Origin of the sequence: Priestia sp. TSO9, from assembly GCF_021029645.1 — a bacterium.
In the GTDB taxonomy this organism is placed as follows: Bacteria; Bacillota; Bacilli; order Bacillales; family Bacillaceae_H; genus Priestia; species Priestia megaterium_E.
The window spans coordinates 1-20,799 of record NZ_JAJEKD010000015.1; the positions used below are offsets into that span (position 1 = coordinate 1).

At 34.8% G+C, this 20,799-nt stretch carries 20 protein-coding genes, 1 rRNA gene and 1 pseudogene; 9 read left to right on the plus strand and 13 right to left on the minus strand.

Going from position 1 to position 20,799, the window contains the following annotated elements:
* A 16S ribosomal RNA gene (locus LJC66_RS14720) occupies positions 1-199 on the minus strand; the annotation flags it as partial.
* A gap of 367 nt (positions 200-566) precedes the next feature.
* Here LJC66_RS14720 and LJC66_RS14725 point away from each other — a divergent pair.
* Positions 567-767, plus strand: coding sequence for a cold-inducible protein YdjO-related protein (locus LJC66_RS14725; protein WP_195696755.1), 201 nt, complete (start codon positions 567-569; stop codon positions 765-767).
* 248 nt (positions 768-1,015) lie between these two features.
* Here LJC66_RS14725 and LJC66_RS14730 read toward each other — a convergent pair whose 3' ends face one another.
* From LJC66_RS14730 to LJC66_RS14740, 3 genes are all read right to left on the minus strand, one after another.
* Positions 1,016-1,216: a cold-shock protein gene (locus LJC66_RS14730; protein WP_045295226.1), complete on the minus strand. Its 201-nt coding sequence runs from the start codon at positions 1,214-1,216 to the stop codon at positions 1,016-1,018.
* Between the two features lie 933 nt (positions 1,217-2,149).
* Positions 2,150-3,505, minus strand: a complete 1,356-nt coding sequence (locus LJC66_RS14735; protein WP_230932895.1) for a purine-cytosine permease family protein — start codon at positions 3,503-3,505, stop codon at positions 2,150-2,152.
* A gap of 744 nt (positions 3,506-4,249) precedes the next feature.
* The gene (locus LJC66_RS14740; protein WP_230932896.1) at positions 4,250-5,023 is read right to left on the minus strand and encodes a TerC family protein; all 774 of its coding nucleotides are present in this window, start codon (positions 5,021-5,023) and stop codon (positions 4,250-4,252) included.
* A gap of 341 nt (positions 5,024-5,364) precedes the next feature.
* Here LJC66_RS14740 and LJC66_RS14745 point away from each other — a divergent pair, with 341 nt between their 5' ends.
* On the plus strand, positions 5,365-6,009 hold the full coding sequence (locus LJC66_RS14745; RefSeq protein ID WP_230932897.1) for a phosphatase PAP2 family protein: 645 nt from the start codon (positions 5,365-5,367) through the stop codon (positions 6,007-6,009).
* A 180-nt stretch (positions 6,010-6,189) separates the two neighbouring features.
* Positions 6,190-6,831, plus strand: a complete 642-nt coding sequence (locus LJC66_RS14750) for a hypothetical protein (protein ID WP_098433828.1) — start codon at positions 6,190-6,192, stop codon at positions 6,829-6,831.
* 586 nt (positions 6,832-7,417) lie between these two features.
* Here the strand turns inward: LJC66_RS14750 and ftsW are convergent.
* Positions 7,418-8,608 carry a putative lipid II flippase FtsW gene (gene ftsW / locus LJC66_RS14755; protein WP_098433829.1) on the minus strand — a complete coding sequence of 397 codons (1,191 nt, stop codon included), beginning with the start codon at positions 8,606-8,608 and terminating at the stop codon, positions 7,418-7,420.
* Positions 8,609-9,263: 655 nt separating this feature from the next.
* Here ftsW and LJC66_RS14760 point away from each other — a divergent pair.
* Positions 9,264-9,461: a hypothetical protein gene (locus tag LJC66_RS14760; protein WP_230932898.1), complete on the plus strand. Its 198-nt coding sequence runs from the start codon at positions 9,264-9,266 to the stop codon at positions 9,459-9,461.
* A gap of 46 nt (positions 9,462-9,507) precedes the next feature.
* The gene (gene corA / locus LJC66_RS14765; protein ID WP_230932899.1) at positions 9,508-10,467 is read left to right on the plus strand and encodes a magnesium/cobalt transporter CorA; all 960 of its coding nucleotides are present in this window, start codon (positions 9,508-9,510) and stop codon (positions 10,465-10,467) included.
* Between the two features lie 583 nt (positions 10,468-11,050).
* On the opposite strand, the gene LJC66_RS14770 is transcribed toward corA, so the two are convergent.
* Positions 11,051-11,635: a cysteine hydrolase family protein gene (locus tag LJC66_RS14770; RefSeq protein ID WP_230932900.1), complete on the minus strand. Its 585-nt coding sequence runs from the start codon at positions 11,633-11,635 to the stop codon at positions 11,051-11,053.
* A 217-nt stretch (positions 11,636-11,852) separates the two neighbouring features.
* Between LJC66_RS14770 and LJC66_RS14775 the strand changes: the two genes are divergently transcribed.
* The 3 genes from LJC66_RS14775 to LJC66_RS14785 are packed head-to-tail and all read left to right on the plus strand — an operon-like array spanning position 11,853 to position 13,139.
* Positions 11,853-12,278: an SRPBCC family protein gene (locus tag LJC66_RS14775; RefSeq protein ID WP_230932901.1), complete on the plus strand. Its 426-nt coding sequence runs from the start codon at positions 11,853-11,855 to the stop codon at positions 12,276-12,278.
* A complete protein-coding gene (locus LJC66_RS14780) occupies positions 12,275-12,724 on the plus strand; it encodes an EVE domain-containing protein (protein ID WP_136790395.1) in 450 nt (149 codons plus the stop codon). The genes LJC66_RS14775 and LJC66_RS14780 overlap by 4 nt, the downstream gene beginning before the upstream one ends.
* The gene (locus LJC66_RS14785; protein WP_136790394.1) at positions 12,702-13,139 is read left to right on the plus strand and encodes a MarR family winged helix-turn-helix transcriptional regulator; all 438 of its coding nucleotides are present in this window, start codon (positions 12,702-12,704) and stop codon (positions 13,137-13,139) included. The genes LJC66_RS14780 and LJC66_RS14785 overlap by 23 nt, the downstream gene beginning before the upstream one ends.
* Positions 13,140-13,395: 256 nt before the next feature.
* Here LJC66_RS14785 and LJC66_RS14790 read toward each other — a convergent pair whose 3' ends face one another.
* From LJC66_RS14790 to LJC66_RS14805, 5 genes and pseudogenes are all read right to left on the minus strand, one after another.
* Entirely contained in the window at positions 13,396-14,751 is a 1,356-nt protein-coding gene (locus tag LJC66_RS14790) for a TrkH family potassium uptake protein (RefSeq protein ID WP_230932902.1), read from the minus strand.
* A 377-nt stretch (positions 14,752-15,128) separates the two neighbouring features.
* Positions 15,129-15,422: pseudogene (locus LJC66_RS28045) on the minus strand (putative immunity protein); the annotation flags it as partial.
* A 343-nt stretch (positions 15,423-15,765) separates the two neighbouring features.
* Positions 15,766-16,677 (minus strand): NAD(P)/FAD-dependent oxidoreductase, encoded by a 912-nt coding sequence (locus LJC66_RS14795; RefSeq protein WP_195696739.1) that lies wholly within the window; start codon positions 16,675-16,677, stop codon positions 15,766-15,768.
* 181 nt (positions 16,678-16,858) lie between these two features.
* A complete protein-coding gene (locus LJC66_RS14800; protein ID WP_195696738.1) occupies positions 16,859-17,668 on the minus strand; it encodes an HNH endonuclease in 810 nt (269 codons plus the stop codon).
* A gap of 151 nt (positions 17,669-17,819) precedes the next feature.
* Positions 17,820-18,632, minus strand: coding sequence for an amino acid ABC transporter substrate-binding protein (locus tag LJC66_RS14805; RefSeq protein ID WP_230932903.1), 813 nt, complete (start codon positions 18,630-18,632; stop codon positions 17,820-17,822).
* 320 nt (positions 18,633-18,952) lie between these two features.
* On the opposite strand from LJC66_RS14805, the gene LJC66_RS14810 reads away from it, so the two are divergent.
* Positions 18,953-20,029 carry an LLM class flavin-dependent oxidoreductase gene (locus tag LJC66_RS14810; protein WP_195696736.1) on the plus strand — a complete coding sequence of 359 codons (1,077 nt, stop codon included), beginning with the start codon at positions 18,953-18,955 and terminating at the stop codon, positions 20,027-20,029.
* Positions 20,030-20,062: 33 nt separating this feature from the next.
* On the opposite strand, the gene LJC66_RS14815 is transcribed toward LJC66_RS14810, so the two are convergent.
* Positions 20,063-20,200 carry a hypothetical protein gene (locus LJC66_RS14815; protein ID WP_181170503.1) on the minus strand — a complete coding sequence of 46 codons (138 nt, stop codon included), beginning with the start codon at positions 20,198-20,200 and terminating at the stop codon, positions 20,063-20,065.
* A gap of 238 nt (positions 20,201-20,438) precedes the next feature.
* A complete protein-coding gene (locus tag LJC66_RS14820; protein ID WP_230932904.1) occupies positions 20,439-20,762 on the minus strand; it encodes a DUF805 domain-containing protein in 324 nt (107 codons plus the stop codon).
* Positions 20,763-20,799 lie beyond the last annotated feature (37 nt).

Below are 20,799 nucleotides of genomic sequence, written 5' to 3' on the forward strand. Positions count from 1 at the left end.
CCCATGAAGGAGAAGATCCTATCCGGTATTAGCTTCGGTTTCCCGAAGTTATCCCAGTCTTACAGGCAGGTTGCCCACGTGTTACTCACCCGTCCGCCGCTAACGTCATAGAAGCAAGCTTCTAATCAGTTCGCTCGACTTGCATGTATTAGGCACGCCGCCAGCGTTCATCCTGAGCCAGGATCAAACTCTCCGAAGAAATGTTTGACTTGCTCAATTTAAAAAATAAAATTTAACGTTGACGTTTGTCGCTTTGTTCAGTTTTCAAAGTTCAATGTTCAATGTTCAAATTATAAGTTGTCGTTTCAACGACGCTTAATAATATTAAAACATATTATATGAAACGTCAATAGTTTTTCTAAAAAAACATTCTTTTTTATTTCCATTGTATTTTACACATCACGGTAACAACTATTCATTAAACATTAACTATTGTCTCTTAAAATCCCCACTCCACTTTTTTAACTATGAAATTGGTGCTAATAAAATATGAACGAAAGAAAAAATATAAAGTATCTACGCTCTCTTTATAAAGCATACTTATAAAGAGAGGAGTAGTGATTAGTATGTATTATAGTAAAAGAAATCAAGAACCTCCGGTTCAAGAAGAAACAGAAATTTGGAAATGTACAGTAGAAGAATGTAAAGGCTGGATGAGGAAAGACTTCTCTTACGATAGTCATCAGAAATGTCCGTTGTGTAAAAGTCAGATGGAAGCTAAAAAACGCCTTATTGATAAAATCCCCCGTAATCCCCATAGAAAATAATGTACACCTATGCTTTTTAAAAGATTAAACACTACCTATACATAAAAAAGCCTTTGTTCATATTTGCTTTCTATTTCTATTGTATGTTATAACTAATTAACCTTGTATCGATCGTCTTGTCTAAACCCCAGGTTTTTTAAAACCCTGGGGTTTCTATTCAATTACTGGTAGATAAATCATGGTTTTCTAATTATAAAACCATAAAAAAAAGACTCCTGTACAGGAGTCTTTTTTGTGATTACTTTTTATTATGCTTTGTGAACGTTAGCAGCTTGTGCTCCACGTTGACCTTGCTCAATATCAAAAGTAACTTTTTGACCTTCTTCTAATGATTTGAAACCTTCACCTTGAATAGCACTGAAATGAACGAATACATCGTCTCCGCCTTCAACTTCGATGAAACCGAAACCTTTGTCTGCATTAAACCATTTTACTGTACCTTGTGTCATAATGTTGCCTCCTGCTGTGGAATGATCCACAAATGTATTACCAATCTTGCCCAAACATACTATTTCAAGATAAAAACTTCTAATTAGGGTTTTTTCTTTTCTCAATATACCGAACAAAAATAAGTTATCCGTAGTGTAACACATAGTAGGATGGATAGCAAATAAGAAAAATATCCCCTTCAACAAGTTCTAACTATTCATCTTCCCCCTGCCAAGACTTATGATAGGCACATGTAGCATAGCTTTTTGATGCTCTAGCACATTAAATAAAATGAATAAGTACATATATTTACTTATTATAGCTCTTCATAATAAAACTTCATTATTTAATCTTTCTTATAAATAAAGGGTACATGTAATCCAAAAAACCCCTGTTAGCTTTACTGAATTATAAATAGGCTATTGGGATATTCTATTTAGGGAAGAAGGAAAACAAGTTATTGATTACAACTAATCATTACAAAGCTTCTTACATTTGGGATGAGGTGTCTACAGCAGGCATATTTCAGAAAACCTTATTGTAAATCGATGTATGTTTGATTCATAAGGGGATGGTAATCATGAGCGTAGTAAGAATATATATAATGGGTAGACAATAACGTTCATTTATAACTATGCAAATGAGGTGTTTGTCCCAGACCAAGAACGATTTCGTTCACATTGTATATTTTTTTAGTTCAATGCTTAAATGAGGTGTTTGTTAAAGAGAATATACTTTTTCAAGTTACTGTTTCATTAGGCAATGCAATTACGTAAATGAGGTGTTCCTTAAAGATCATATGCTGCATTAAAAGCTATTTTTTCCTTCTTCACATGACGGGATGCATAATCGTTTGCATCTCGTTTTTGTTACATACAAAAAGAATGTTTATTCTCTTTTCATGGGTTAAAGAAAGGCCTGTATCTGTTTAGATACAGGCCTTTCTTTCGAGTTCAGTTACCACAAACCTCTTTATTTAACTTTTGTTTCATCGGAAAATAATATAAGATCGCGGGAACTATTATTCCAATTAGCCAGGCAATATCTGCGCCACCAAATGCCTTTGCTACGGGACCAATGTAGAATGATGTGTTAATAAAAGGAATCTCTGCAACAATTGATACAGCAAATGCCATGCAAGTGATTCCGTTTATTTTTCCGTATTGACCATTTACATCGAAGATATCTTTCACATTATATTGACCACGGCGTAATAAGTAGTAGTCCACAAGATTGATAGACGTCCAAGGAATCAAGAAATAACTAATGAAAAAGATAAAATTTAAGAAAAACGATAGAAAATTACTTTGGCCTAATAAACATAGGATAGTACCTGCCAATGTAACACAAAACATCATCCCTACTCTAACTTTTTGTGTTACTTTCAGCTTCCAAAAGGGCTCTATAGTTGTAACGGTTGACATGAAAGCACCATATAAATTAAAAACATTAATAGCTAGTTGACCAAAAATAATGATCAAATACATAAAGATAGCAAAACTTCCGAATAAGTGAGCTAAATTCCCACCAGAATGATCAAGGAAATTAGGAATAGTAGTTGTTAAAGTTGCTCCTAAAATCATCATCCATACAGTCCCTACAAATGTACCCAGGTAACTATACCAAAAGGTTTGTGCAGTTGATGTATTAACGGGCAGATAGCGTGAATAGTCTGCTACGTATGGTGCATATGCTAATTGCCATGTTGCTACAATGCTGATAGCGAGTAAAAATACAGGTAAATCCAAACCACCTAATGAAAAACTTCCTGTCGGAAGTGGTAACTGAAATATAATAATTGTTGCTGCTAGATACACAACAAATGAAGACCATGATAATACTTTCTGCATTTTATGAATTAAATCATGGCCAAAAATTGCAACAATAAAACAAAGAATATTTAAGATTATTATGGCCCAGCTTTGATTAATGGGTATTAAACTGTTTAATGTTTGTGCTGCAAGCACACTACTACTTGCGAAAAAACCTAAATACACGAACATTACCAGAAATAACGGGAAAATAGCTCCGATTACTCCAAACTGTGCTCGACTTTGAATCATTTGAGGAATTCCAAGTTTAGGTCCCTGAGCAGAATGTGAAGCCATAAAAATAGCACCCAATAAGGTTCCAAGTATAATAGCTGCGAAACTCCAAAATAAATTAAGGCCTAAACTAATTGGTAATGCACCTGTTACAAGAGTTGTAATGTGCATGTTTGCTCCAAACCAAATAGGGAACAAATCTTTTGCTTTTCCATGACGTTCGTCTACTGGAACAAATTCAACGCTACGTGTTTCAACTTTCAATAGATATACCACCTTGTAAGATATTTGCTGCTTGCACTCTAAGTCAAACTATATAATTCAACGGTTTAATACTTACTTATAGTGGGTGATGAATCATTCGTATAATTAACATGTATTCCCTTGAATCATTTGATATAACAGCTATATAAGACTTCGCTACGTTTAATTAAGTAACAATTTTATCTGTGCTCCTTTTATAAATTGCTGTTCATAAAAAAGGTGGTGCAATGGAGGGATAAACTTTCTTAATAAGAGGAACTGCAAGGTTTTAGTATCTAACTGCTTAGGTATCTTCTTATTTAATTTGATAATTTTTTATACGGTCTCTTAGAGCATTAGTATACATAATAACATAGATGCATCTTCTATCAACAATTTCTTTAGGACCGTCTAATACTACTTGAGGTATTGAAGTTGCTTTCCCTGCGTCAGCTCCTCCACTCTAACTTATTTATTCTAATATCAAACTTCCTTTTGTTTCATCAAAAATGTTCATAAAAGTGCATAAACATATGAAGACGTTCGTAATTTGTTTTAAAACTAAAACGAACGATCAAAGTGATAAGTTCCTTATATAAAAGAAAAGTCCGTAAAGGTATACTTTTACGAACTATTTAATTTATCTAGATTGTCTTTATATGCAAAAAAGCCCTGTGAATTTTACAAGGCCTTCTAATTTTCCTTTTTTACATAGTCTAATTCAGAAAGTTTCTCTACGTTAATACGCCATACTTAATTATTTTTTTAAGCTGAAGGCCTTTCTAAAGACTTATTGCTCGGTGCAAACCAACCTAGTAGAGCAATACCAACTAATACTCCATAGAAGATTAATGTCCAAATAGTACTATGGGGAAAATGAGGGTCTAAGACACCTATATCTTTATGAGCAAGTGTAATAACAGCAAGTTTGACACCCACCCAAGCAACAATGGCATATGCTGTAGTTTCCAAGGCAGGACGCTTTTCGAGGAGTTTTACAAACCAGGTCGCTGCAAACTTAATCAAGATAAGACCTGCAATTCCTCCCAAAACTACAACTGCAAATTGTCCCCCATCCATACCACCAATTTCACCAAACTGTGAATCTGGAAGACCAAGGGCTATAGCTACCGCAGCTAAAATAGAATCAATCGCAAAAGCCAAATCAGCTAACGCAATTTTTCCTACTGTCGGCCAGAATCCTTTTCCAGCAGACTCCTTTTCATCATCATTATGAATATTCTCGTTGTGTTTCCCAAGCCGTGCCTTAAGGACATGCTTCAAACCTAAATACAGAAGATAAGCTGCTCCTACCGCCTGAATCCACCAGACGTTGGCGATAAATGAAATAGCGAAGAGAGCACCAAATCGAAAAATAAATGCCATAAGAATTCCATAATTAATTGCTTTTTTCTTCTCATTATCCGGTAGATGTTTAGCTATGACTGCTAGTACAAGAGCATTGTCAGCTGATAATAAACCTTCTAAACCAATTAGAATTAACAATGCCCAAGCGTATTCGATCCAGATAGAGTCCATCTATTTTCCTCCTTTCCAAATTATAATTCATTATGTTAAAGAATTTGCTTACATTAGAATGACCATCTATATGAACGGTAATCCTAGAGAATGGAACTTTCATTATTTTAACACTAATTCTCTAAATAATATTTATTAAAATGTAAATATTCAGAAGTTTTCAGGCAACTTTGTTAGTGCTCCTTTTGAGTATTATAAACACTTTTAGCCTTTCCATAATTACCGCATCTTTAGTGAAAGAAAGCCAGGTTACTACAGTAGGGTTCTGAGGAAGCTAAATTGTATATATGTGAAATACATGTAAATAATAGTATTACTTATATAGAACTGGAGATTTCAATATGAAGGTATCAGTAAAGTTAAAATTATATGTTCTTGGACTGTTACTGCTAATTAGCTTTGTTTGTACTGGTATCTTAGTTGAAATGGGCAAGTTTAGTGAATTTGACAAATGGTTATCATCTTTTATCCATCATAAACGATCTTCTTACTTAACGCCTATAATGAAATTTTTTGATTTTATTGGATCAACTTACTGTGTTATCGGAATCTGTCTTGTAATTTTATTTTACCTTTATTTTGTAACTAAACGTCGTTTTGCCTCTGTTCTATTCATTGTTGCCATGATAGGAGAAAGACTGCTTAGCGAGGGTCTAAAGTATTTATTTAGCCGTTCACGACCAGATGGATCTCATTTAGTAGAGGTGGATAAACATAGCTTTCCTAGTCAACATGCTATGAATTCCTTTGTTCTTTACGGTATACTTCTATTTCTGTTATGGACACATTTAAAGAGCAATAAAATAAAGGCCGTATTTTCCTTACTAGCAAGCATTCTTATCTTAGCAATGGGATTCAGTCGTATTTATCTAGGTGTACACCATCCAAGCGATATTTTAGGCGGATACCTTATTAGTGCGTTTTGGTTCATAGTTATAATGCTATATACAGTTCATTATAAAGAAAAGAAAAAAATGTCTAACTAATTAATTTCAATTTGGTGACAGCAAGGTCTCATACAAAGATAGTAGTTAACACAAGAATAATTATGATTATTCTTGTGACTATGCTATATAACTTCTCCGGTTTTAAAAAAGTAATTTCGTTTGGTTTTTTAAAGAATAGGCAATATAAATAAAAACAAAGAAAAAGGAGAAATAAGCTATATGAATAAAAAAATGGTAATGCTTTGTATTTCATTAGCCGGTACTTTAGCTACAGGATCTCTTGTAGGATGCTCTAATCAAAATGAATCATCGCAAAATACATCACAAAGTGAAAATAGCTCTTCTGAAAATAAATCAAATTTACAACAGTTCTCCAAAGATCCGGATAGTAAACAGCAAGGTGAAGACTTTGATTTAGTAGGAACATTAGAGAAAGAAACGAACGATGAGTTAACACTTGTTATCGATGGTAAAAAAGTAAAGATACCTAAAAGTAAGTCGTTTAAAAAAGAAAAAGATACACCTAAAGATATTAATGGAAAACAAGTAAACGTAGAGATTGATGCTAAAAATAATAATGCAGAAAGTCTAGAGTTAACTCCTCAAGCAAAAGCAGATTCAAATGGTATATACGAAAAAGATGCTGATGGAGATTACAGCATAATTGGAAAATTAATTAATGAAACCGATAATGATGTAACAATAGAAGTGTCTAGTGGAAAAAAGACTTATAAAAAAGCTAAAGACTTTGAGCAAGATGACGACAATATGCCTGGAGATAGTAAAAACAAAGTTGTGCGATTAGAAGTAAAGAAGACTGATGAAGTTGAAAGTCTCGAGGTAGATCCACAGGATCAATAAATGAAATAGAGAATTTAAGTAGCTTATTTGTGTTACCTACAATGTATGTTTTGTTCTTTTTAAAAAGGATAATGACCAAATAAGATCATGTTAATGCTTTAATTTAGCATTCTTTCCCTTTTTCCCAACAATTTTGTTGGATATAGACGCCTACTATGGCGTCTTTTTTTTTTGCAAAAAAGGCAATCCACTCCGGTTTCATGAATATAGATAGGAGAATAATGAAGAAGGGGGAAGGTGTGAATGATAAGAAAGTTATCTATTCCTATTTTAATTTTAGTGATACTATGGACAATTATTCTTTGCATAGAAAAACAAGTTATTGCAGCCTGCTTTCTATGGATCATTTATAGCGCCTTGCAGTTTTTTCGAAGGGAATAATTTTCATCTTCTAAATAAAGATTTTTAGTAAAGTATATGAATCATACATAAGAGGATTTCTAATAGCCCTTTGAATTCCTTTAGTAATACTACAAACTTAACCTTTCTACATAAGCAAAAGACACTGGCTCTTAACCAGTGTCTTTTGTTTATAATTTTATTTTATCCTCAATAATTTTTATAGAAATGTCATTCATACAAATCATTAGATACTTTTCAGTTTCCTTGGATCTGTTACTTTGTGCTTGTATTTCTTTTCAAATTTATTAAACATGGATATATTCGCTAGTACTCCTACAGCAAACATAAGCAAGGTAAGAGAAGAACCGCCATAACTTACAAAAGGTAACGTTACACCTGTAATAGGAAGAATTCCCGTTACTGCTCCAAGGTTAACAAATGCTTGAATACCTATCATAACGGAAATACCGATAGCTAGTAGTGCCCCAAAAGGATCATTAGATTTTCTTGCTATTTTTAACCCTTGAAGGATAATAAAAAATAATAGTCCTAATACAAGAAGTACTCCCCAAAAACCTAGTTCCTCCGCAATAATTGCCATAATAAAATCTGTGTGAGATTCAGGCAGATAACCTGCCTTTTGAACACTTTGCCCTAATCCCATGCCCGATAGTCCACCACTCCCTATTGCCAAGTAGGAGTTAACCAGTTGGTACCCATTTCCTTGTTGGTTCTCAAAAGGATGTAGATAGCCAGTAAAACGAGCTAAACGAACAGGCGAAAACACGGTGTCTATATGTCCCGTCACTAATAAAACGACTAACATAATAAGGATGCCTATTACTCCTAGTAAGGCAATCTTTAGCATTGATTTCTTCGAGATACCTGAACATAAAACAATAGCTGCAACTGTACCTAAAATAAGTAAAATCCCACCGTAATCGGGTTGTAAAGCAATTAAGAAACAAATAAACAATACAACAAGGGTAGGTGGAATAACAGAGCGCTTTAGATCATTGATATACTCTTGTTTATTCGCAAAAACAGCCGATAAATATACAATGATCGTTAGTTTCGTAAATTCTAATGGTTGTATTCTAATCGGGCCCAGGATAAGCCAGCTTTGTGCATTTCCTGCCGTATGTCCAAAAATAAGGACCAAGGCAAGGAGTGTAATCACTGTTATTAATAAGATTTTTAATACTTTTTTCTCTCGATAAATTTTATAAGGAATAAAGGCAGCAACACAGAAAAAGAAAAAGCCTGCTATCAGAGCAAGTTTTTGCTTTTGATAAAAATAATCCCCTTCAACACCGTAACGACTAACCGCCGTTACCATACTAGCACTGTAGACCATGACTAAACCGATGAGGCTTAGAACAATTAAGGCTACAATAAATTTGTAATCATAACATTTTACTATTTTCTTAAACATAAAAACTCCTCGTTCCTTGCAAGTGTAAAAATCTTATTTTTATCATAAAACAAAGATTCTTAGTAGATTATATAGAGTAAAAAGAACACTCAATAGTATAATAACAGTTCCTCGTGCTTTGTTCTTTCCTACGATATAATCATTTATACCATGTAAGAGAAAAGATACTGAAACCATAAGAACGGCTATATTGTACCAGTAATCGCTATCAAAAAGCCAAGCTATACTCATACAAATAAGCAATACAATCAACGTTGCATTTCGAATTCGATTATCAATAAAAATTTGTGCATATTTCATAAAAATCTCCCACTACTATCTCTTTTATTATATATCGTTACGTTTTATCCTTTCCTCTCCATCTCACCTTATTAACTTATACACTTCTTAGACGTTCCTGTTTTAAGATTAATCATTCTCTTTCTTCCAAAAAATCAGGACATATAGAACATTTTGTTATATAATAAGTTGTTTTTCATGTTTTAATTATAAACATTAGGATAAGGAAAACAATAAAAAGCGAATCCTTTCTTTTATATGCTATTCGTTATTATACAGCTACATTGATTTTAGAACTTTTTGTCCCTGATTAAAATATGAAGAGAGACTTATTTAGTATTCTCACACTTAAACGTGAGAAATAAGGAGAATTACTATGTCATTGACTACTACAGATGATTTCTTTCATTTCTTAATACTAGATATCATTCTTAGTTTCCTCCTGCTTTGTTTTATTATTTTTATAGATAAATATTTTGGTAAGAATAAAGATACAAGTGAAGAAAAGAGAAGAAAGTATCAGAAAGATTTCATTGTCTTGTTAGCAGTTGGATTAATCGTTTATTTTATGTAACATACTATAATGTATAGAATCGTTAATCACATGGAGGAGCAGCAGTATGATTCGAACAATAGCTATTACACAAGACCTACAGGTTAAAGAAGATGTGCCCCTTGCTCACTTATCTGATTCCTCAATTAAATGGTTTTGGGTAGACTTTTCCTCTCCTTCTGAAGAGGAAGCAAAAGTGTTAGAGACGTTTTTCCACTTTCACCCTTTAGCTATCGAAGATTGTCTTCACTTATTACAACGCCCTAAACTTGATTATTATGAGGGTTACAGCTTTTTAGTTCTTCATTATTTAAATAGCCACACATTAGATGTTGAAGAAGTGGACTTATTTATCGGAGATAATTATTTAGTAACCTTTCACCTTAAACCATTACTCAGTATTGAAACAGTACAACAACGTCTTTTACAACATCCTAGTGGATTTAATAAAGGAGTGTCCTATATCGCTTATGCGGTTCTGGACCAATTAGTGGATGATTACTTCCCAATTGTGTATGAAATTGAGGATAAATTAAATGAAATTGAAAGCAAAGATGCCAAAAAGTCAATTGCTTTACTAATGAATGATGTTTTTGATATCCGAAGTGATTTATTAAAGCTCAGAAAAACCGTTCTTCCTATGCGTGATCTGCTATATCGAATTATTAATTCTGAGCGTTTACATATACCTACAGAGCAGAAAGCCTATTTCAATGACATCTATGATCACTTAATAAAATTAACAAGCATGGTGGAAGCCAATCGAGATATGACATCAGATATGAGAGATAACTACCTTTCACTTAATGCCAATCGGATGAATTCTATTATGATGACACTAACAATTATCTCCTCTATTTTTATCCCCCTTACCTTTGTCGTAGGGTTATATGGGATGAACTTTGATCATATGCCTGAACTTCACTGGCACTACGGATATTATATTGTTTTAGGAATTATGGCTTTAATGACCATCGGTATGATTCTCTGGTTTAAACGAAAAGGCTGGTTTAATGTCAATAAATAGGAAGGGCTAGAAGGAAGACTTTCTAATACTTTTTTCAAATAAAAAGCTGCCATCTACGATTTGCCACTGCTTTTTAATTATGCTAGTATTTACTCAATGGTTATCAATTTGCTTACTTTATGCATTGAGTGTTATAAAGTGAAAATTGAAACAAAAAACACATCTCTTAGAGATGTGTTTTTTGGCTTTATTATATGTATATCTTCTCACAATTCCCTACGTCTGTCCAAAGATAATGATTACACAAATATATATTTTAAAAAGTATGTCTTACAAAGAACAAATAGAAAACTACCTCGGGTCGTCAGGTGAGGTAGCTTATAAGACATAGCGAATTTTCGCTATAAATACTATCTTTTCCATTACAAGCATATGAATAAAACGTGCACTTTTTATTCATCCGCCTCCCACTTGGGTATCGAGTAAAGGCCGTCATATCAAGGATGTATAAAAAGCTGCATACTCCGGAAAAAGAACCCTCGGCAGAACCGTTCTGCGACAAGGGTTCTTTTTTGGTATGTGTACCGGAAAGAGACATTATGTTAACTAGAAATGCATATCATATACAGTTAAAACAAAACTCTTAAGACTGTATTTTTTCGTTTAGCTCTAACTTTTCGATCAATTCTTCAGTTGTTAAAACTGTAGCAAATTCATCGTCTAAAGTTGCTAATGACACATTATGTATTTGTTCAGCTGAATAATATGTATTATCTGCTCCTTTTATTGCAAATGCAGCTGTGGCATCTGATACTAGGTACGTTTCAAATCCTAAATTACCACTCATTCGAGTAGTAGTTGATACACAATGTGGAGTTGTTAATCCTACTATTACGACTTTTTCTATTTTATGTACTTTTAAATGATTCTCAAGTCCAGTTCCTATAAAGGCACTGTTTACTTTCTTTTTAAAAATTGTTTCGTTTTTAACTGGAACTGCAATATCTTTGAAACCCGAACTTTGTTTACTAGGGTGGAAAATGGATTGATCGTTATCGGACAAGTGCTGGATATGTATAATAGGGTATTCTTTTTCTCGCCATGTCTTTAAAAGATTTTGGATATTCTCCTCAGCATTAAGGTTATTTCTTGTGCCCCATTTCTCATCTTCAAAAGCTCTTTGAACGTCAATGACAATTAAAGCTGTATTGCTAAAGTCTTCTCTCATGTGTAGTTCTCCTTAAGTGTTTTCTACATATTTTAACATTTATGTTAGATTGGTGTATTAAAAATAAGAATTTGATTTAAGTTTTTTAAATTCCTAGAATTTTGATTATGGTAACTAGATTTTTATGCAGGATAAACCTTCTGTTAAATATTGACACAGATAGTAAGTGCACGTATTATTAATAATACGTGCACTTACTATTTTAGGAGGTCTTATTATGTGGAACTACGAACATGCTATTTTTACTACTTCTAGCCCTACATCTATTTGGAATCTGTATCAAGATATATCTAAATGGTCAAAGTGGGATGACGAAATTATAGAGGCTCATTTAGAGGGTCCCTTTACAACGGGGAGTATTGGAACTCTAACAGTTCTCAATCAAAAACCTAGTACCTTTACTCTTAAAGAAGTGAAAGAAAATCGAAGCTTTACAAATGTTATGGTAATAGACGAACAAAATATACAAATTGCTTTTTACCATTACATAAACAATGCTGATTCCCAAACTAAAATTACTCATGGCGTTAGCATTTCAGGTCTTCATGCTAAGGAAATAGGAGGTCAGATAGGACCCTTGTTAACAAAAAATATCCCTCATTCTATAGATAGACTTGTTAAATTGGCAGGTGAAAACGAATGACTAAAATAAGATATTGGATAGGTGTAGTATCTGAGGATCATGTAAGAATAGGAGAGGAAAATGGCTTTGCTCAACTATGTCATGGTAAAGCATATCCTTTAAAACGAATGAAAGCAGGAGATTGGCTCATTTATTATTCACCAAAGACATCTTATAAAAATGGCTTACCTTTACAGTCTTTTACTGCTATTGGTAAAGTTAAATCCGGGGAGGTTTATCTTTACGAAATGAATCCAAACTTTATACCGAATAGAATAGATGTAGAGTTCAAAGAATGTCAATCTGCTAGTTATTTAGAAATTAAGCCTTTATTAAATTTTGCCCGTATGACCCCAAATGTAGGTTTACTCTTTAGAAGAGGGCATTTTGAGATAGAACGGGAAGACTTTTTAATAATTGCTAAAGCTATGGGGGTAAAACAACATGAAATGGGTTTCCAAATTTAATAATCCAGAAGATAGCTCAGGATTTCTATTATGGCAAGTAACACATGCATGGCAAAGACTCATAACAAAAGAACTGAGTAAGATAAATGTTACTCATTCACAATTTGTGTTACTAGCAGCATGTGATTTTCTACAGACTAAAGGAGAAAACGTGACTCAAAAAAAGCTTGCTGATTTTACAAAGTTAAATATTATGATGGTTTCTGATGTAGTACGTACTATTGAAACAAAAAGGCTTTTGGAGCGAAGTAAGAACCCCTTAGATAAGCGAGAAATTTTATTATCTATAACTGCAGAAGGAAAAAATAAGGTTAAACAAGGGATTCCAATTGTAGAAAAAGTAGATGAACAGTTTTTTAATAATATCAAAGATACTCAGGAAGACTTTAATGAGATGTTAAATTCTTTATTATAACTAAGTTGGTTTCTAGAATAGCTCATACTATTTCCGATAAATGTTTTATGTTAACTAAAATCATATACAGTTTAAAATTAGAAAAAACTCCCTCCAATAAATAGGGAGTTTTTCTACAGGTTAATGAGATTTAGATCGAAGATAATTCTCAGCACCTTGAGTAGTTTGTTCATAATAAAAAGAGATATTCGTGGTTTAGGCTACTTGTGCCTACATCATGAATATGTTGACCAAATTATATATTTAAAATAAATTTTTAACCAATAAGAATCTTTTCTTCTGCATACCTAATTTTAGATTGTTTGTTTGAACGAATCGCAAGTACAAAGCCAATGGTAAGAGGTCCCACTCTGCCAATAAACATCATAATTGTAATCAGAATTCGGCCTATAGGACTTAAATCTCCTGTAAAGTTAGCACTTAATCCAACTGTTCCAGAAGCAGAGAACGTTTCAAACAAAAGGGTAGACATGTCTATACCTTTTTCTGTGATTGTGAGTAGAAAGAAAATAATAGAAACAAAAATAATGCCAGAAGTAGCAATAGAAAAAGCTCTATACACAAGCGATTTAGGAATTCGGCGTCGAAAAACATTAATCTCTTCTTTATTTGTCAATACTGACCATAAAGCAAACAATATTAAGACAAACGTAGTTATTTTAATTCCACCGCCTGTTGAACCTGGGGCCGCTCCAATAAACATAAGACCCATTATATACACTTTTGAAGGCAATGTGAGCGCCCCGATATCCAAGGTATTAAAACCAGCAGTACGAGGAACTACACCCTGAAAGTAAGCTGCCCACCATTTATCCCCCATGCTTAATTGACCTAAAGTATGAGAGTTATGATATTCTAGAGTAAAAATAATGAGTGTACTCACGACATTTAGTAGGATAGTTGAAACTAATACAATTTTAGTGTGAAGAGAAAACTTTCTTATGTTTCGTTTCTGAAAAATGTCTGCAATGACAAAAAATCCAGTCCCTCCTATTATGAAAAGTAACGTAATCATAATATTTACGGTTGGATCTCCTACCCATTTGCTTAAATTATCTGGTTCCAAACCAAATCCTGCATTATTAAAAGCAGAGATAGAATGGAATATGCCATAATAAATAGCCTTTCCCCAGCTCATTTCTTGGGACCAACGAATAGCTAGGATAAGCGCTCCTATACCTTCCACAGCCAATGTAATTAGCACAACACGTTGGACTAATGCAATAACGCCTTGTAGCGAAAAAGCATTTAGAGATTCCTTAAGTATTAATCTTTGTTGTAATCCTATTTTTTTACCTAGTACAATAAACATGAGTATACCAATAGTCATGAATCCCCAGCCACCAACTTGAATGAGCACAAGCAAAATGATCTGTCCAAATAAAGTAAATGTTGTCCCCGTATCTACCACGGCTAGGCCTGTTACACATACAGCAGAAGTGGCTTCAAAAAGAGCATCAATAAAGCTTAGATGATGTCTATCGCTTGTAGCAGCAGGAATCATTAATAAGCCGGTGCCGAGCAATATTAATCCTAAAAACCCCACGAACAAGATACTTGCAGGTTCCAGATGCTTCACTTTATGTTTTTTACGTGGCTTAGAAATTATCATATTACATTTCCCTTCAAAATGTTTTGATTAAAGATTTATTATATATCATACCCATTTATTTCAAAAGACGGTCATTACTTTTATTACCTTCCTATCTTCCCAGAAAGTACGTTACATTAAGTAAATAATAAAGTGTCTAATGTTAATATACTTTAAATAAGATAAAATTTATTAAAAATAAAAAGATCACATCTTCTATGTAAAGGAGTAAAATAACAAACTAAATTATAAAAAGAATAGTTTTATAAGGCTCTGTTAAACTTTATTGTTGATTTTTTGAATAAAGAAAAACACTATATGGAATAAAACATAGTGTCCTTGTTTCTGATTGTTGATTATCAGCTTGGCGATTCTAACAATTCATCTATTATCTTTAATTACCTTACCCTTTCCTTTGTTGAGGAATCTAAGGAGTTATGTGTTAGAAGATTTGTTACCTTTATTGCGTAGTCACTGCTAACCATTGCCTGTCTTCTCATTTGTCCTGTTGCTATGGCTTTGGCAAATGAGCGTGCAGAATATTTACTAACGTCAGATTTGGAGTCTTTAGCCAATTCATTTACAATAAATCCAACTTTTCGTAAATCAAAAGCTCTAATACTTTCTTCTATTCGTTTTTGCAAAGTTTCTATTCTCAAATTTATACATAGTTCATCTTTTAAATGGTCATCGAGAAAATCTAATCCTTTTTATTGTCCTAAATCATCCATGCTATCAGGTAAATAAAGTCACGCTATAACAAACCTAACCTTTTTAATGTAGCAACCAACGGGGGGGGTATTTTCTATTTGTAGAAAATACCTTTTATTTTTATAATCCTGTTGATACACGTGCATATCCAATAAACGCCTATTATCACTCTTTCTTATTTTTCTCTTATTTGATTGTAATATAAAATAGAATAAGAAAAGTTATTGAACACAGAATACTGTACAGAGTTCCATTACAAAAAACACTAAAAATCGACTTTTCCCACTTAGAATGTAGCGTGTTCAGAAACAGATAAAAAAACAATTATTTTTCACAAAGCTCTAACAAGCGTTTGTGTATCCAAATAGCGGCTTGTAAACCTTCTCCCATCGCTACCGTAACTTGTTCAGAATGAGCCACAATGTCTCCTGCTGCCCACACGTTTGAAACATTTGTTTCTTTTGTACGCGAATTTACGATAATGTGCTGATTTTCTAGGAGTTCTACTCCGAGCCCATGCGCTAATTCTGTCCGAACTTCATTTCCTCCGAACGCTAAAAAACCTCTTTCTCCATAGATAAATTCATCGTTTTCGAGGATGACTCCTTTTAACCTTTCTGCTTCAGCTATGAGTTTTTTTATTGCCCCTTCTTTATAGGTAATTCCTTTTTGCCTCAAGGTATCTGCTAAAGGTCCAATCTCTTTTTTGTCATGATTAATATACGTAATGTCATTTGTCCAATATGTTAACGTAAGAGATAAACTTGCTCCTGCTTTTCCTGACCCTAGTACCAATACCCTTCTATTATTTACTTCATACCCGTCGCAGTCGGGACATACATATACCGTTTTTCCCATGCACGGATATAGCTCTTGCTGAAGTTCAGAAGGAATCCGGTCTACGACTCCGGTCGCAATCAGTAAAGTAGCGGCTTCGTAGTTCGCAGAGTTTGTAATGACGTTAAACCCTTCTATTTCTTTTTCACACTGAAGGACACGCTCTTCTGCAAATTGAATGCCGTAGCTTTTTGCTTGCTGCCTTCCCGTTTCTCTTAGAGTTTGCCCGCTTATTCCCTCAGGCCACCCCAATATATTTTGATAATTTTTGCAAAGATTGGAACGTCCATCGTTTGAATCAATAACCACTACACTGCGCTTATATCTTCCAAGCTGAATAGCGGCTTGAAGTCCGGCAATTCCTCCACCTATAATGACGCAGTCATACTTATCTGCCACAGCACATCACCCCAGCTTTTACTATTTTTAAACGAAAGCTTCAGTTTTTCATTATCTGTTCTTCTATTATTTTTATACGCTTTACTGTCTTTATTTTTTGAAGTCATTCTACATACAAAAAAACCGCCTCGGCAGCTGGCCTGCCTAGAGACGGTTTTTTATAAAATGAAAAAAGACGATATTACTCATTTTTCTTTCCTGCTTCTTTTTCATTAATTTTAATAATCAGCTCTTCTTTATATACTTCACTATCTTTCCCGTAGCGTAGACGGCTATGACAGTTGGGACATAGTGCCGCAGCGTCCTTTGGCTTAGCGAGTCCGCTCTCTGAAAGCTTTGAAAGATGGTACATTTGCAAAAAGGAGCTGCCATCTTTTGCGATAAACGGCGCGCTTTCTCCGCAGGCTTCGCAAATACCTGCTGCGCGTTTGTGAACATATTGTTTAAGAGCTGCCGTTTGTTCGTAAACACTTATCTTTTTTTCTTCTCCTAATGCTATATGACGAAGCTGTTCAGTTGAATAAGGTGAAACATCCAGCTTTGCTGCTTTTTCCTCGATCACGGAATTTCGTTCAAGTTCAAAAATAATGGCTTCACGAAGCTCTCCGTCTGAGTCCCACATGATTTCTAATTGATGATTAATATACGTCACTTCATCAATGAACTCTACTACTCCAGGCTCCACGTAGTGAAACAAGTAAACGGCTTTTCCTGATAAAAAATGTTCACGAAGCGCTTTATTGCCTTTAATGAGCTGCATCGATCCCCTTTGGCCTTCTCCCGTATAGAAAAAAGCGGTTTTATCTCTGTTCCACCCGTGTCCCGTTCCGTATTCACTTCCGCTTTCTTTTGTGAAAATAAAAATATATGGATGCGCTTTTGGCGTTGATATTTCGCTTTGTTCCTGTCCTTTATAAAGCTTATGAATTTGTTTTCTGCGATAACGATGTCCTTTTTGAAAGAAATCTCCGCGCTGTAAATCCGTAATCAATGAATTGCCTCCTACTGCGGTCCTGCTTTTATAGTACTTATAGCTCTACTATACACTAATTTTTGTTTTCTTTGCAGATCGTTTCTTCTATCTATTGGATTTATATCCTACAAAAAAAGCAGCTGTATGGGCAGCTGCTTTTTTGCTATAGTCAATTTTGCACCGTATAGTCTTCTCCTAGCCATTTTGTGCTGAGTTTTTTTAACGTACCGTCTTTTTTCAGCTTTTTAATCGCCTGATCGACTTCCGACTTTAACTTTTCGTCTTTTTTGTTAAACATAAAATATACTTTTGAATTAATCACGATATCTCCAACCGTTTTTTGCTGAAATTTCAGCGCTTGATTGCTAAAGTCGATAGAAAATGGAGTCGCAAGCGTAGCATCTGCCCGGCCTGTTTTTAATTGAGTTGTGGCATCATCCGCACCTTGACCGGCGTAAACTACATCGATTTTATTGCCGTGTTTTTGATTGTATTTGTCTAGGTAAACCGCCGCATTGCTTGTAGCTCCTACAATCATTTTTTTACCTTCTAAATCTTTTAAGGAATGAATATCGTTTCGATTTTTAGGAACTGTTACATAAAGCGGCGAATAATTATATGTTTCATCATTAAATAAAAACTTTTTCTTTCGCTCAGCGTTCTGAGCCATATTATGAGCAATCATATCAATTCTATTACTTTCTAAGCTGAGAAGCAGATTTGAAAATTCCATCGTTTTAAATTCAAATTTATAATCCTTTAACTTTTTGTCGATTGCTCTTACTACTTCTACATCATAGCCGGTCAGTTTTCCTTTATCATCGATAAAGCAAATATTAGGAAACTGAGTGCCTGTTCCAACAACAATCGTTTGAACATCTTTTTCTTTCTTTTCTCCTGCACTTGAAGATGCGTTTGTTCCGCATCCTGCCACGCTCACAGCTACTACAATTGAAAGTAAAAACAGCCAATATTTTTTCATACGTTCCTCCCCTAAATCCCTATATTATGTAATAAAAAGAGGCTCTTGAGGAAGCAGCTGCTTCCTCAAGAGCCTCTGGTTAACCAGTGGGCTTACTTCGTGTAAGATTATTCACATCATAATACTAGTTAACCGATAAATCAAGTGGGTTTTTAGAAAAAGATTATCTTGACAGCTCGGTGTCTACCACTTAAGATACAACTAATAAAACAATAAAACTACATATCTACCAGTCAACTGGAGGCAAATGGACACGATAATGCGTGTACGTTTGCTTTTTTTATTGTCGTCCACCATTTTATCTTTTGGAGGTAAAACGTATGAAATTTGCTTTATTTAGTCTTATTCAAAACATCCCGAACCCGGTTACTGGAGAAACATTCACTGCTCAAGAAAAGTTTCAGCATGTGTTAAATCAAGCGGTGCTGGCAGAAAAGTTAGGTTTTGATGCTTACGGAGTCGGCGAAAGACACGGAGCTCCTTTTTTGTCTTCTTCTCCTCCCGTTGTTTTAAGTGCAATTGCGGCTAAAACGTCACACATCCGTCTCCTTACGACTGTTACCGTTCTAAGCATTTTAGACCCTGTACGAGTAGCTGAAGATTATGCAACGCTTGATCACCTATCGGGTGGACGCCTTGAACTGATTATCGGAAAAGGCAATGACCCGCGTCATTATCCGCTTTTTGGCATTACAGAAGAAGAACAATGGGAGTCTCTTGCTGAAAGATACGCTCTTTTGAAACAGCTTTGGACAGAAGAAGATGTCACGTGGAGCGGCCGTTATCGTCCGCCTTTAACTAACGTTACGACTCAGCCTCGTCCGTTTCAAACTTCTATTCCCGTTTGGCATGGAAGTGCGTCAAGCCCGCTGTCTACAGAACTTGCAGCTAAATATGGAGAGCCCCTATTTTCATCTAATTCCTTCCACCCTCAGGCTAAATATAAAGCGCTGATTGACCATTACCGCGAACGCTTCGCTTATTATGGGCATGATCCACGCAAGGCCATCGTCGGTTCGGGGGCAAGCAGCCTATATATTTCCGATACAACGGAAGAAGCAATTCGCCGCTATCGCCCGTACTATAACGCATTTAGCAATACAGAAGCAGCCAAACATAATCAATCGCCGTTCACGTCACTAGAAGATATCATTCAACACGGTCCTGCTTTAGTAGGAAGTCCGGAGCAAATCATTGAAAAAATAATAGACTATCACCGCGCTTATGGAAACGAAGTGCTGAGCATCAGCGTAGACGGTCTAAGCGAAGCAGAACAGCGCGAACAGCTAGAGCGCTTTGCAAGTGATATTGCACCTGTTCTTCGAAAAGAAATTCCCAGCAGCGTGTGGGAAAATAAAAAAAAGAGATTGAGACATAATGAAATCAATCCAATCTAAAGACGAATAAATCAGATACATGAGCTGAACCGCTTATGACACCGCCGTTGATTTCCGTGCAAGGCTTCGCTTTCCGCGGGCGGGCGCTGAGCCTCCTCGCCGCTTGTGCTCCTGCGGGGTCTCACCTCTCCCGCTTTTCCCGCAGGAGTCTTCGCCTTGCCCTCCAATCAACGGCTAGAAGAATCTACATACATAAAATTTACGTTCACCATCACACTATGAAAAAATCCGAACTAATTGGATTCTATATCAAGAATCTCGATTAGTTCGGATTTCCCTTCAACTAAATTACTTTTGTCCCAACCTCTTTTTAATTAGAAATAATTCGCACGTTTAGTTTATTAATTTTTAAACTAATAAACTACTCTGGTTAAGATGCCTGCGTGTATGTATCGTAAATATTGGCTGCTCATCTTACTTCGCTTCTTTGACAAAGTAAGATGAGCAGCCAAATGCCTCCGATAACTGGAACAAAGTTAATTAAATACCACCAGCCGCTTCTTCCTGTATCATGCAGTCGGCGAACAGTAACGGCAAGTGAAGGCAGAATCATTGCTACTCCATAGAGCAATATTAAAATAGATACAAGTAGAGCAATTGAATCAATAAAAACCAAGGCATATAGAACAAGCGTAAAGATATAAGCAAATAATGTAAACATCCAATACTCCGTACGCGTTGCTCTTCCTCGAAACGTTGCATAATTTTTTAAAGCTTTTATATACCAGTGCATGATAAACCCTCTCTTTTTTCATAAAATTAAACTACCT

Bases quoted from the DNA above. Each gene is read 5' to 3' on its own strand.
- LJC66_RS14775 (WP_230932901.1), top strand. From the start codon at position 11,853: ATGTGGAACTACGAACATGCTATTTTTACTACTTCTAGCCCTACATCT.
- LJC66_RS14770 (WP_230932900.1), bottom strand. From the start codon at position 11,635: ATGAGAGAAGACTTTAGCAATACAGCTTTAATTGTCATTGACGTTCAA.
- LJC66_RS14805 (WP_230932903.1), bottom strand. From the start codon at position 18,632: ATGAAAAAATATTGGCTGTTTTTACTTTCAATTGTAGTAGCTGTGAGC.
- LJC66_RS14730 (WP_045295226.1), bottom strand. From the start codon at position 1,216: ATGACACAAGGTACAGTAAAATGGTTTAATGCAGACAAAGGTTTCGGT.
- LJC66_RS14790 (WP_230932902.1), bottom strand. From the start codon at position 14,751: ATGATAATTTCTAAGCCACGTAAAAAACATAAAGTGAAGCATCTGGAA.
- LJC66_RS14745 (WP_230932897.1), top strand. From the start codon at position 5,365: ATGAAGGTATCAGTAAAGTTAAAATTATATGTTCTTGGACTGTTACTG.
- LJC66_RS14750 (WP_098433828.1), top strand. From the start codon at position 6,190: ATGAATAAAAAAATGGTAATGCTTTGTATTTCATTAGCCGGTACTTTA.
- LJC66_RS14725 (WP_195696755.1), top strand. From the start codon at position 567: ATGTATTATAGTAAAAGAAATCAAGAACCTCCGGTTCAAGAAGAAACA.
- ftsW (WP_098433829.1), bottom strand. From the start codon at position 8,608: ATGTTTAAGAAAATAGTAAAATGTTATGATTACAAATTTATTGTAGCC.
- corA (WP_230932899.1), top strand. From the start codon at position 9,508: ATGATTCGAACAATAGCTATTACACAAGACCTACAGGTTAAAGAAGAT.
- LJC66_RS14780 (WP_136790395.1), top strand. From the start codon at position 12,275: ATGACTAAAATAAGATATTGGATAGGTGTAGTATCTGAGGATCATGTA.
- LJC66_RS14760 (WP_230932898.1), top strand. From the start codon at position 9,264: ATGTCATTGACTACTACAGATGATTTCTTTCATTTCTTAATACTAGAT.
- LJC66_RS14820 (WP_230932904.1), bottom strand. From the start codon at position 20,762: ATGCACTGGTATATAAAAGCTTTAAAAAATTATGCAACGTTTCGAGGA.
- LJC66_RS14810 (WP_195696736.1), top strand. From the start codon at position 18,953: ATGAAATTTGCTTTATTTAGTCTTATTCAAAACATCCCGAACCCGGTT.
- LJC66_RS14740 (WP_230932896.1), bottom strand. From the start codon at position 5,023: ATGGACTCTATCTGGATCGAATACGCTTGGGCATTGTTAATTCTAATT.
- LJC66_RS14785 (WP_136790394.1), top strand. From the start codon at position 12,702: ATGAAATGGGTTTCCAAATTTAATAATCCAGAAGATAGCTCAGGATTT.